This window comes from Thioalkalivibrio sp. ALJ2, assembly GCF_000378325.1.
Lineage (GTDB): Bacteria > Pseudomonadota > Gammaproteobacteria > Ectothiorhodospirales > Ectothiorhodospiraceae > Thioalkalivibrio.
Map to the genome: position 1 here is coordinate 712,197 of NZ_KB899554.1, position 12,625 is coordinate 724,821.

9 protein-coding genes are annotated in these 12,625 nt (G+C 66.8%); 5 read left to right on the top strand and 4 right to left on the bottom strand.

Annotated features, from left to right (window positions below):
* Window positions 1-33 precede the first annotated feature (33 nt).
* A complete protein-coding gene (locus tag F468_RS0103390) occupies window positions 34-1,620 on the bottom strand; it encodes a LysM peptidoglycan-binding domain-containing protein (RefSeq protein WP_018993763.1) in 1,587 nt (528 codons plus the stop codon).
* On the opposite strand from F468_RS0103390, the gene F468_RS0103395 reads away from it, so the two are divergent.
* Genes F468_RS0103395 through dnaQ form a run of 3 tightly spaced genes read left to right on the top strand, consistent with a single transcriptional unit; the run spans window position 1,619 to window position 3,552 of the window.
* Window positions 1,619-2,380, top strand: coding sequence for a hypothetical protein (locus tag F468_RS0103395; RefSeq protein ID WP_018138589.1), 762 nt, complete (start codon window positions 1,619-1,621; stop codon window positions 2,378-2,380). The genes F468_RS0103390 and F468_RS0103395 overlap by 2 nt on opposite strands.
* Window positions 2,373-2,834, top strand: coding sequence for a ribonuclease HI (rnhA, locus tag F468_RS0103400; RefSeq protein ID WP_018993761.1), 462 nt, complete (start codon window positions 2,373-2,375; stop codon window positions 2,832-2,834). Before F468_RS0103395 ends, rnhA begins: the two co-directional genes overlap by 8 nt.
* Before the next feature lies 1 nt (window position 2,835).
* Entirely contained in the window at window positions 2,836-3,552 is a 717-nt protein-coding gene (gene dnaQ, locus F468_RS0103405; RefSeq protein WP_018174608.1) for a DNA polymerase III subunit epsilon, read from the top strand.
* 315 nt (window positions 3,553-3,867) lie between these two features.
* Here the strand turns inward: dnaQ and F468_RS0103410 are convergent, their stop codons facing one another.
* From F468_RS0103410 to F468_RS0103420, 3 genes are read right to left on the bottom strand one after another with little or no spacing between them, the layout of a single operon-like run.
* Window positions 3,868-5,730 (bottom strand): SLC13 family permease, encoded by a 1,863-nt coding sequence (locus tag F468_RS0103410; RefSeq protein WP_018174609.1) that lies wholly within the window; start codon window positions 5,728-5,730, stop codon window positions 3,868-3,870.
* A gap of 15 nt (window positions 5,731-5,745) precedes the next feature.
* Entirely contained in the window at window positions 5,746-7,458 is a 1,713-nt protein-coding gene (locus F468_RS0103415) for a proline--tRNA ligase (protein ID WP_018994624.1), read from the bottom strand.
* A gap of 58 nt (window positions 7,459-7,516) precedes the next feature.
* Window positions 7,517-7,858, bottom strand: a complete 342-nt coding sequence (locus F468_RS0103420) for a phenylpyruvate tautomerase MIF-related protein (RefSeq protein WP_018138584.1) — start codon at window positions 7,856-7,858, stop codon at window positions 7,517-7,519.
* Between the two features lie 229 nt (window positions 7,859-8,087).
* Here F468_RS0103420 and F468_RS0103425 point away from each other — a divergent pair, with 229 nt between their 5' ends.
* Together F468_RS0103425 and F468_RS0103430 are read left to right on the top strand one after the other, a co-directional pair.
* Window positions 8,088-9,137 carry an efflux RND transporter periplasmic adaptor subunit gene (locus F468_RS0103425; protein WP_018174611.1) on the top strand — a complete coding sequence of 350 codons (1,050 nt, stop codon included), beginning with the start codon at window positions 8,088-8,090 and terminating at the stop codon, window positions 9,135-9,137.
* A complete protein-coding gene (locus tag F468_RS0103430) occupies window positions 9,130-12,435 on the top strand; it encodes an efflux RND transporter permease subunit (RefSeq protein ID WP_018994625.1) in 3,306 nt (1,101 codons plus the stop codon). The genes F468_RS0103425 and F468_RS0103430 overlap by 8 nt, the downstream gene beginning before the upstream one ends.
* The last annotated feature ends 190 nt before the right edge of the window (window positions 12,436-12,625 follow it).

Genomic DNA, 12,625 nt, shown 5'->3' on the forward strand with positions numbered 1-12,625 from the left:
CGCGCGGCATCAGGGGCCGCGAGCGCCGGCGCGTCAGGCGTCGCGGGCTCGCGCAATGGCCTCTTCGTCGGCCTCGGCCACGTAGAGCGTCAGGGTCTCCCCCGCGCGGATGCCGTCGCCATTGAGCGAGTTCCAGCGGCGCAGGTCGCTTACCGAGACCTGGAACTGACGGGCAATGCTGGACAGGGAATCCCCAGGCTGGACTTCGTAGGCCACGCTGCGGCCGCTATCCGACGCGCTCCCCCCATTGGCTTGGGCGACCTGCAACGTGTCGCCCGGACGCAGGATGGCGTCGCGCTCCAGCTCGTTCGCCGCGCGCAGTTCGCTGATGGTCATGCCCGTACGTTCGCTGATGGTCCACAGGCTGTCGCCTTCCTGGATCTCGTAGGTGTCGAGCTCGCCCGCCTCGGCAGCGGCCGCGACCTGGATCTCGGCGTCTTCCTGTCCGGTTACCGGCAGTTTCAGCGTCTGTCCGGCGCGGATGTTGTCGCCGTTGAGACCATTCATTTCGCGCAGCACGGCCACGCGGGTACCGGCGCGCTGGGCGATGGAACCGAGGTTGTCACCACTGGCCACGGTGTATTCGCGGAAGCGGATCAGCGGGTCGTCGCCGTGTTCGGCCAGGGCGACTTCCAGGGTCTCGGCCGCATCGTGCGGAATGAACAGGTGCTGGGCATGAGCCGGATGGGTGGCGTGGCGCTGATACCCCGGGTTCAGGCGCTTCAGGTCATCCGCCTCGAGCCCGATCATCTCGGCGATCAGGGCGAGATCGGCCTGGCGACCGGGCTCGATCCGCTCCAGCGCCGGTTCGTTGGCGATCGGGGTGATCTGTGTCCCGTGTTCGTCGGGCTTCAGAAACAGCTCGCGCAGGGCCAGGAGACGGGGCACGTAGGCGGTCGCCTCGGCCGAGAGTTCGAGGCTCCAGTAGTCGGTCGGCTCCCCGCGCGCGGCGTTGCGTTCCATTGCCCGCGTCACGTTGCCCTGGCCGAAGTTGTAGGCGGCCAGGGCCAGGTACCAGTCATCGAAGCGCTGATACAGCGCCTCCAGGTAGTCCAGCGCGGCGAGGGTGGACTGATAGACATCGCGGCGCCCGTCGTACCAGTGGTCGCGCGTCAGGTCGAAATGGTCGCCAGTCGCCGGGATGAACTGCCAGATGCCGGCTGCACGACCGCTGGAGGTCGCCTCGGCGGCAAAGCCACTCTCCACGATCGGCAGCAGTAGCAGCTCGGTTGGCATGTCGCGCTGTTCGATCTCCGAGAGGATGAAGTACGCAAACGGCTCGGCGCGCTCGGTCGAGAGCTGGATGATGCGCGGGTTGGCGCGGTAGTGCTCGATGTACTGCTCCACGCGCTCGTGGTGCAGGTCATCTTCAAAGCCGAAGCCCAAGCGGGTGCGCTCCCACAGGTCGTCGGTCTCCGCGGCCTGGTCGGCGGCCTCGAGGGCCTGCCGCTCCATGGCGGCCTGGACGTCGGCCTGGGTCGGACCCTCCACCACGGGCTTGTCGACCTGGGAGGTATCCAGTGCGCGTTCGGAGTCGTGTAGGCTACAGGCAGAGGCCAGCAGGGTCGCCAGGCCCAGGATAATGCCAAGCGGCAGTCGGGAGCGGGGTCGGATCATCATGGCGCTGAAGGATAAACCACACTCGGAGTATCACCAAGACCCTTTTTTGCGCTGGCTTTCTCACTGGTACGAGAAGCCGCAGGGCCGGCGCGTTCGCGAGCGGCTTTTGCAACGGATTCGACAGCACGCCGCCCCCGGCCCGGGGGAGGTCGCGATCGAGCTCTCCCCGGTCCCGATGCTGGAAGATTCCGACACCCTGGGCGGTCCAGTCGTGCGCATGGACTCCTCGCGTCCAGGCCTGTTGATGGAGCCGGAATCCTGGCCACTGGAGTCGGATTGCGCGCGCCGCATCGTGCTGGCCCATCCCTGCTCTTACAGCGATCTGCCCGCCGCCGTGGTCGCCGAGGCCGCGCGCGTGCTGGAGCCGGAGGGCATGGTCTTCATGCTCGAGGGCAACCGCCTGCAACTGGGCGATCAGGGTGGGGTGCGCGTGTCTCCGCTGCCGGAGGGGCTCCGGCGTCGCCAGTACCGCGAGTTCATGGAATCGGCCGACCTGGAGGTGCTGGAGCAGTGGAGCCTCAGCCTGCTGCCGCCCGGACTGTCCGAGGCCTGGCAGCAAAGGTTGGCCCCGGTGGACGCCTGGACCCGCCGGGGGCTGCCGCCGCTGGCCAGCGTGATCCTGACCGTTGCCCACAAGCGCGTGGATCTGCCCTTGCGCCCGGCGCCGCAATATCGCTTCGCCACCCCGGGTCCCCGCCTGCGGCCCGGACTGGTATCCTCGCGCTCCCCTCATTCCGGAGTCCGCCGAGCGCATGGCTGACGAACGCGTGTACATCTATACCGACGGCGCCTGTCGCGGTAACCCGGGCCCTGGTGGCTGGGGCGCAATCCTGCGTTACCAGGGCACTGAGCGGGAGTTGTACGGGGCAGAGGCCGAGACCACCAATAACCGCATGGAGATGACCGCCGCAATCCGCGCCCTGGAGACGCTCAAACGCCCCTGCAAAGTGGAACTGGTCACGGATTCGAAATACGTCAAGCAGGGGGTGACCGACTGGCTGCCCGGCTGGAAACGGCGTAACTGGAAATCCGCCAGCGGCTCCCCGGTGAAGAACCGCGACCTGTGGGAGGCCCTGGACGCCCAGGCCGCGCGTCACGACATCGAGTGGTACTGGGTGCGTGGGCACAGCGGTCACCCGGAGAACGAGCGCGCCGACCAGCTGGCCAATGCGGGGATCGACGCCCTGCTGGCGGGCGAGCTGACGGAGAACTGAAATGCGACAGATCGTGCTGGATACCGAGACCACCGGCCTGGAGCCGGCCGAGGGGCACCGCATCATCGAGATCGGTTGCCTGGAGCTGGATAACCGCCGGCCGACCGGACGCAAGCTGCACGAGTACCTGCAGCCGGATCGCGAGATCGATGCCGGCGCGATCGAGGTCCATGGAATTACCAACGATTTCCTCGCGGACAAGCCGCGTTTCGCCGATGTGGTCGGCCAATTCATCGAGTTCGTGCGCGGCGCCGAGCTGATCATCCACAATGCCCCGTTCGATGTCGGCTTCATCAATCATGAGTTGCGTCTGCTGGGTGCCGCCGCGCCGGTGACGGAGCTGGCGGAGGCCTGCACCGTGCTGGATTCGCTGGTGATGGCGCGGCGCATGCACCCGGGGACACGCAATTCGCTGGACGCGCTGTGCAAGCGCTACGAGATCGATGCCTCCGGGCGCACGCTGCACGGCGCGCTGCTCGATGCCGAGCTGCTGGCGGATGTCTATCTGGCGATGACCGGTGGTCAGGTTGCCCTGGGCCTGGACGCCGAGGGCGAGGGCGGTGCCGAGGCCGGTGCCCCGGTGCGCGCGCAGCGCTCCGGCAAGCCCCTGCCGGTGATCGAACCGAATGCCGACGAACAGGCCGCGCACGAGACCCTGTTGCGCACGCTGGACGAGGCCGCGGGCGGGGCCTGTCGCTGGCGCGCGACCTCGTCCTGACGTAGGGAAACACTGATCAATGTACACACTCGCGTTGGCACCCCAGGTTTTCCGAGACAAGGCGCGTCGGGCAGCGGGTAGTGGTTCTACCCGCAAGGGGCGCAACGCAGAATCGGGGAACCTGGGGTGCCAACCCCTACAAGCTACTGAGAGACGGGGCTCGGCCGCTTTTGCGCGCGCACGGCGTTGCGGTTCCCTTGTGCAGAATGACTGCACGGCAGTCACCGCGCCTTGTTCGCACGCAAAAGCGACTCGAGCGCAAGCGTGTACATTGATCAGTGTTTCCCTTTGGCCTTCCGGCGCGGCCGGTCGCGGTCAGAAGATCAGATTGATCACCACCAGCGAGACGACCATGAACAGCAGGGTCATCAGCGCGCCGGCGCGCAGGTAGTCGGCTACGCGGTAGCCGCCCGGGTCCATGATCAGGGCATTCACCTGGTGGGTGGGTAGCAGGAACGAGTTGGACGCGGCAATCGCGACGATCAGGGCGAATACCCGCGGGTCGGCGTCGATGCCCACGCCCTGGGCGACGGTGGCGAAGCTGACGGCCAGTGGCACCAGCAGCACGGTGGCCCCCACGTTCGACATCACCAGTGTGAAGAAGGTGGTCAGCAGGAACACCGCGACCTGCAGGACCCAGACCGGCATCCCCTCCAGCTGCGCCATGCCGTTGGCCGCGATCCACTCGCCGGCCCCGGAGTTCTCCACCGCGAGCCCCAGCGGGATCAGCGAGGCCAGCAGAAACACCGTCTTCCAGCTGATGCCCCGGTAGGCCTCGTCCATCGCGATCACGCCGGTCAAGATCATCCCCAGCGCGCCCCCCAGCAAGGCCAGCGCCAGTGGCAGATCGGTGAACAGCACCAGCCCCAGGCCCAGCGCCAGCGAGCCGAGGGCCGCCAGTGGCCGGTGAGTCGCGGGCTCCTCGCGCCGGCGGCGCGGGTAGCGGCTGGTGACCACCACGAAGTCGCGGTCGTCCTCCAGCGCCTGCAGGTTCTCCCATGGGGTGTGCACGACCAGGGTGTCGCCGGCCTTGAGTGGGGTCTCCGGGACCTCGTCGACGATGCGGTCGTCCCCGCGCTGGATACGCAGCACCGAGATCCCGTAGGTACGGCGCATGCCCTTGTCGCGCACGGTCTGGCCGATCAGGTCGGAGCCGGGTGGGATGATCACCTCGGCAATCCCGCCGTAACGGGCCGACATCGCACGCGCGAACACGTCCAGTTCGTCCTTGAGGATCGTGCCGGTGCCGTCGCAGGTCTTCTCGATGGTGGTGACCGGACCGAGGATCGCCAGATGCGCGCCGCGTTCCAGTTCGATCTCGCGGTTCGGTTCGATGCGCGTCTCGTCACCGGTGGTCACCCCCACCACATGCACCCCGAAGGCCGCCTCGAAATCCCCCACCCGCATACCGGCCAGCGAGCTGTCCTCGCCCAGGCGCGCCTCGCGCACGCCGAAATCCATGCCGTATACATCACGAAACCAGGCCGAGGTGGTCTGCACCCGGCTCTCGTCCGGGTCCTCGGCCTGTGGATCGCGGGCCGGCAGGACCCAGTGCCCGAGAATCGCGAAGTAGAGGATCAGGGTGGCCAGCAGCGCCAGCCCGATCGGGGTCACGTCGAACAGCCCGAAGTCGTCCAGATGCCCGGGCATCAGGTCATTGAGCAGGATCAGCGGGCTGGAGGCGACCAGCGTCAGGGTGCCGCCGACGATCGCGGCAAAGCCCATGGGCATCAGCAGCCGCGAGCGCGGGATGCGCGCGGCCGCGCCGATGCGGTTAATCACGGGCATGAACAGGGCGGCGGCCCCGATGTTCTGCATGAAGCTGGTGATCACCCCCACCGCGCCGGAGGTTGTGGCCATCACCCGGCGTTCGGTCTGACCGCCAAAGCGCAGGATCAGGTCCGCCAGGCGGTTCATGACGCCGGAACGGTCGAGGCCCGCGCCGATGATCATCACCGCGATGATCGCGATCACCGCGTTCGAGGCAAAGCCCGAGAACAGTTCGTCGCCCTCGACGATCGGGGCCACGCCCGGTACCAGCGCCACCATGCCGAGCAGGAACAGCACGCTCAGCGCCGCCAGGTCGATCCGGATGATCTCGGTGACGAACAGCAGGATCGTCAGGCCCAGCAGGCCGAACACGATCCCCATCTCCAGGGTGAAGGCGACCTCGTCCATCGTGGTCGCCCGGGTTCAGCCGAGCAAGCGCTCGCGCAGGGCGTTGAGCAGGCCGTCCATCGGGAGGTGTTCGGCTTCGCTGGAGGTGCGCGCCTGGTATTCGAGTTCGCCGGCGTCGAGGCCGCGTTCGCCGATGACCAGGCGGTGCGGGATGCCGATCAGCTCCATGTCGGCGAACATCACGCCGGGGCGCTGTTCGCGATCATCCAGCAGGACCTGGAAGCCGGCGGCCTCCAGCTCGTCGTGCAGTCTCTCCGCGGCCTCGCGCACGCGCTGAGACTTCTTTGCGCCGATCGGGCACAGGGCGATGTCGAAGGGGGCGATCGCCGTGGGCCAGCAGATGCCGCGCTCGTCGGAGTTCTGCTCGATTGCGGCCGCGACCACGCGCGAGACGCCAATGCCGTAGCAGCCCATCGTTACCACCTGTTCGCGGCCGTCCTCGTCCAGTACGCGGGCGCCCAGGGCCTGCGAATACTTGTCGCCGAGCTGGAAGATGTGGCCGACCTCGATACCGCGGCGGATCTCGATCGGGCCGGAGCCGTCCGGGGCCGGTTCGCCCTCGGTGATGTTGCGCAGGTCGGCGCTCTCCGGCTGCGGCAGGTCGCGTTCCCAGTTCACGTGCTTCAGGTGGTGGCCGTCCTCGTTGGCCCCGACCACCATGTCCGCCATGCCCAGCACGGCCTGATCGGCCAGCACGGGGATCGGGCTGTCCACCGGCCCCAGCGAGCCGGGCTCGGCGCCGAAGGCGGTACGGATCTCGGCCGCCTCGGCCATGCGCAGGGGGTCGGCTACCCATGGGTGCTTTTCGGCCTTCACCGCATTGAGTTCGTGGTCCCCGCGCAGGACCAGCGCGACCAGATCGGCATCGATCGCGTCGGAGGCGGCCACGACCAGGGTCTTGACGGTCTGTGGGGCCGGGATGTCGAGGAAGTTCGCCAGATCCTCGATGGTATGCACCCCGGGGGTGGTAATTTTTTCCATGGCACCGCTGGGGGGCGGGGCCTGGGCCGGCTGCGGACACATGGCCAGCTCGACGTTGGCGGCATAGCCGCCCGGCGAGAAGGCGATCGCGTCCTCGCCGGAGCTGGCGAGCACGTGGAACTCGTGCGAGGCGTTGCCACCGATCGCGCCGGTGTCGGCCTCCACCGCGCGGAAGTCCAGGCCGCAGCGCTCGAAGATGCGGCAGTAGGCGTCGTGCATCTGCTGGTAGGTCTGCCCCAGCGACTCGGCATCCAGGTGGAAGGAGTAGGCATCCTTCATCAGGAACTCGCGGGCGCGCATCACGCCGAAGCGCGGGCGGCGCTCGTCCCGGAATTTGGTCTGGATCTGGTAGTAGTTGACCGGCAGTTGGCGGTAGCTACGGATCTCGCGGCGCACGAGATCCGTGATGACCTCCTCGTGGGTCGGGCCGAAGCAGAAGTCGCGTTCGTGGCGATCCTTCAGGCGCAGCAGCTCGGCCCCGTAGAAGTCCCAGCGACCGGACTCCTGCCACAACTCGGCCGGCTGCACTGCCGGCATCAGCACCTCCAGCGCTCCGGCACGGTTCATCTCTTCGCGAACGATGTTTTCCACCCGGCGCAGCACACGCAGCCCCAGCGGCAGCCAGGTGTACAGCCCGGCGGCCAGGCGCCGGACATAGCCGGCGCGCAGCATCAGCTGGTGGGAGATGATCTCGGCGTCGGCCGGGGTTTCTTTCAGGGTGTTCAGCGGGAATTGCGAGACGCGCATCGGGGCAGTCCGTTATCAAGTGCGTGAGAGAAGTGACGGCCCACCGGGCCGCGATGATTCAGAACGTCGTGCTGTTGGTGCCCCAGAAGTGGCGCGGGGCGTCGGAGAATTCGATATAGACCCGGGCTGGGTCCAGGCCCAGCTCGGTTTGCAGGGCGTCGCAGAGTTTGCGTGACAGCTCGCGGGTCAGCCCCTCGGGCAGGTCGATGCTTTTCAACTCGCAGTAGGCGAGTGGGTCGGTGCTGCCGGCGAAGCACATCGCCGGGTTGTGCGTGCAGGTGACCATCACGTAGCCCTCGGGCTTGCCCAGCCAGTCGGCCACCTGTGCGGACAGGTGCTGGCACAGCCCCGAAGGGTCGTCGGGCAGGACGGTGTTGGTCTCGACTCGCAGCAGCGGCATCTCGGTTCCCCATCGGTTAGCTACGGCGCCACATGATACGGCCAGTGGACGGACCGTGCAGTCCGGGGTGCGTTGGCTGACGATATAGCTATACTCACCGCAAGGTATTTCCGGGCGTCGGCGTTGCCGTCGGCGCGCAATCGGCGTATAAATTAGAAAACGCTAATATATGTCGAACCCGCTTGATCCCGACCCAATGGGCTCGATAGCACGCAAGGAACCGAAGCCGATGACACTCAAGTGGATGCGCCCGGCCCTCTGGGGGCTGTTGTTGTTGCCATTTTCCGCCCAGGCGGACTTCCCGTTCGACACGGCGACCGCGGAGCGACAGACGCTCGCGCAGGAGCGCATCCTGGATGGCCGAGTCGAGGCCGTTCAGCGTTCCACGATCTCGGCGCAGACCTCCGGCCGGGTGCGCGAGATCTACGTCGACGTAGACGACTTCGTCGAGGCGGACGAGCTGCTGTTGCGCATTAGCGATTCCGAGCAGCAGGCGCGTGTGAGCCAGGCCGAGGGCGATCTGGCCGAGGCCCGTGCCCGCTTTGGCGAAGCACGCTCCGAGTTCAATCGCATCCAGGACGTATTCGATCGCGGCGTGGTATCGCGTTCGGAGTTCGAGCGCGCGGAGGCCGAGCTGGAATCGGCCCGGGCGCGTTTGCGCTCGGCCGAGGCCCGCGTCGAGGAGGCTCGCGAGCAGCTCGGTTACACCGAGGTGTTCGCGCCGTTTTCCGGAATCGTTACCGAGCGCCACGTGGAGTTCGGGGAGTCGGTCAGCCCCGGCTCGCCGCTGCTCTCGGGGATTAGCCTGGACCGTCTGCGCGTAGAGGTGGATATCCCTCAGCGGCTGATCCACGCGGTACGCGAGCGCCGCGAGGCCGAGGTGCTGCTGAATGACGACCGTCGCCTGGCGGCCGAGAGCCTGACCATCTTCCCCTATGCCGATCCGGCGAGCTCCACCTTCCGCATCCGCGTGAATCTGCCGGAGCAGGAGGACCTGGGTCTGTTCCCCGGCATGTTCGTGAAGACGGCGTTCTTCCTGGACGAGGTCGAGCGCCTGACCGTCCCGCGCGAGGCCGTCGTCTATCGCAGCGAGGTCACCGCTGTGTACGTGATCGACGACGAGGACCGGGTACGTTTCCGTCAGGTCCGTGTCGGGCGCACGCATGACGGATACATTGAGATCCTCGGTGGCCTGAGCGAGGGCGAGCGCGTGGCGCTGGACCCGGTGCATGCGGCGATCTACCTGAAGGAACATCAGCAGGTGGGCGCCGATGAGTGATGCCAGCACGGACGCGGCATCCGGCCGCATGGGGATCTCCGGGCGTATCGCCAAGGCTTTTCTGACCACCCAGATCACGCCGCTGCTGGCCCTGGTGGGGCTTCTGCTGGGGCTGTTCGCGATCCTCGTGACCCCACGCGAGGAAGAGCCGCAGATCAACGTGACCATGGCGGATGTGTTCATCCCGTTCCCCGGGGCGAGCGCCGAGGAGGTCGCGCAACTGGTGGCGACACCGGCCGAGCAGGTGCTCTCGGAGATCGAGGGCATCGACGACATCTATTCCACCTCGCGCCCGAACATGGCGCAGGTCACCATCCAGTTCGAGGTCGGCGAGGACCGCACCGCGGCGCTCGTGCGCCTGTACAACCAGGTGTTCTCCAACCAGGACTGGTTGCCCGAGGGCCTGGGGGTCGGCGAGCCGATCATCAAGCCGATGGGCATCGACGATGTGCCGATCGTCAACGTGACGCTGTGGACCGAGGATGGGGATCGCGGTGGTCATGACCTGCTGCGCGTGGCACATGCGCTGGAATCGGAACTCAAGCGCGTCCCCGGGACCCGTGATATCTATACCGTCGGTGGTCCGGATCATGTAGTGCACGTGCGCTTCAAGCCGGAGACGCTGGCGGCCTACAACCTGTCGGTGGACGACCTGCGCGACAGCCTGCAGGCCTCGAATTTCTCGCGCGATGCCGGCCGGCTCTACCAGGACGACCAGGAGATCCTGATCCAGGCCGGCGATTTCATCACCGAACCAGAGGCCTTCGCTGGCCTGGTGGTCGGGATGCACGACGACCGCCCGGTCTACCTGTCCGATGTCGCCGAGGTGATACAGGGCCCGGCATATGCGACCGAGCATGTGCGCTTTGCCCATGGCGCGGCGGCCGGGGATCACGCGCGTGTCGGCGAGAGCCACCCGGCGGTCACCGTGGCGATCGCCAAGCAGCCGGGCACCAACGCCCCGGACATCGCCGATGCCCTGATCGAGCGGCTCGAGCAGCTGCGCGGGACGTACATCCCCGACGGCATCGAGACCACGATCACCCGCAACTATGGCGCGACCGCCGACGACAAGGCGAACACCCTGATCCAGAAGCTGATCCTCGCGACGGCCTCGGTGGTGATCCTGGTCTGGATCGCGCTCGGCTGGCGCGAGGCCTTCATCGTTGGCGTGGCGGTGGTGATCACGCTGGCGATCACGCTGTTCGCCTCCTGGGCCTACGGCTTCACGCTCAACCGCGTGTCGCTGTTCGCGCTGATCTTCTCCATCGGGATCCTCGTGGACGACGCGATAGTGGTGGTGGAGAACATCCACCGGCACATGGTCCAGGGCGGCAAGAAGTTCCTCGAGGCGATCCCCCATGCGGTCGACGAGGTGGGCGGGCCGACGATCCTCGCCACCTTCACCGTGATCGCGGCGCTGTTGCCGATGGCCTTCGTCACCGGTCTGATGGGGCCGTACATGAGCCCGATCCCGATCAACGCCTCGATGGGGATGATCATCTCGCTGGCCGTGGCTTATGTGGTCACGCCGTGGCTAACCTACAAGGTCTTGCGGCGCCAGGCCGAGCAGTATGAACACGCGGCCCCGGCCGCCGGCGGCCACGCCGCGCAGGGCGAGAGCGCCTCCGCCGGGCTAATGAAGATCTTCAACACCCTGCTGCTGCCGTTCCTGGGGACCGGTGGGCGCAAGAAGGCCAATCGTCTCGCGCTGTGGGTCGGCACGCTGGTGCTGATCCTGGGCTCCGTCTCGCTGGCGTACTTCCAGCTGGTGGTGATGAAGATGCTGCCCTTCGACGACAAGTCGGAGTTCCAGGTGGTGCTGGACATGCCGGAAGGGACCAGCCTGGAGCGCACCTCCATGGTGCTGTCCGAGATGGCCGACTACCTCAAGACCGTGCCCGAGGTCGACAACGTGCAGACCTATGCGGGTACGGCCGCACCGATCAACTTCAACGGCCTGGTGCGGCAGTACTACCTGCGCGAGGGTTCACATGTCGGGGACATCCAGGTGAACCTGACCCATGAGTCCGAGCGCTCGCGCAAGAGCCACGACATTGCTCTCGGCGTGCGCGAGGCGATCAACGCGATCGCCGACCGCCACGACGCGGCGGTGAAGGTGGTCGAGGTGCCGCCGGGGCCACCGGTGATGTCGCCGATCGTGGCCGAGATCTACGGCCCGGACTATGCGGGCCAGATCGAGGTCGCCAAAAAGGTGCGCGAGTTATTCGAGAACACCGAGGGCATCACCGACATCGACGACTCGGTGGAATACCCGGGGCCGAAGAAGATCCTGCAGGTGGACCGCGAGCGGGCCGCACGCCTGGGCGTGTCGCAGCAGGCGGTGGTCAAGGCGATCGAGACCGCGCTGTCCGGCGAGGACGTGACCTACCTCTACGGTTCCAACGTGAAGTACGCGGTCCCCGTGCGGCTCGAGTTCGAGCAGGCCGAGAAGGGCAGCCTGGACCCGGTGCTGGGGCTCAAGGTGCGCTCGCGCGACGGCGCCCTGGTGCCACTGTCCGAGGTCGTCAACGTGGTGGACTCGACCCTCGAGCACTCAATCCACCACAAGAACCTGCTGCCGGTGGTCTACGTGATGGGCGACCTGGCCGGCGGGCTGGACAGCCCGTTGTACGGCATGTTCGACATGTTCTTCGGCCTGCGCGACACGCCGATGGCCTACGACGAGCCGCTGGAACAGCTGTTCATCAACCAGCCGGACAACCCGTACAACTTTTCGCTGAAGTGGGATGGCGAGTGGAAGGTGACCTACGAGACCTTCCGCGACATGGGTATCGCCTACTCGGTGGGTCTGATCCTGATCTACCTGCTGGTGGTCGCGCAGTTCCGTTCGTACATGGTGCCGCTGATCATCATGGCGCCGATCCCGCTGACGGTGATCGGGGTGATGCCGGGCCATGCGTTCATGGATGCCTTCTTCATGGACGCCAAGTTCACCGCGACCTCGATGATCGGGATGATTGCGCTGGCCGGGATCATCGTGCGCAACTCGATCCTGCTGGTGGACTTCATCAACGACGAGATCCGCCGTGGCGTGGAGGTGATCGAGGCGGTGGTGCACGCGGGTGCGGTGCGCGCCAAGCCGATCATCCTGACCGGGCTGGCGGCGATGGTCGGCGCCGGGTTTATCCTCGACGACCCGATCTTCTCGGGCCTGGCGATCTCGCTGATCTTCGGCGTGTTCGTCTCGACCCTGCTGACGCTGGTGATCATCCCGGTGCTGTACTACCTGTACGTGCGCAACCGGGTCGATCTGATCCGCGCCCAGACGGCGTAGGCCGGCCCCTTCATTGCGAGGAGCGTAGCGACGAAGCAATTGCCACGGTGGACTCCGGGCCCCAGCGCGCTGCCAGCGTCAACCGATTGCCGCGACGCCTTCGGCTCCTCGCAATGACGCCGGCCGGGACGGGCGTTGTGTCTCGGCGCGTTGCTGCACGGCAATGCCCGAGCTCGGGTCCGGCGTTTTC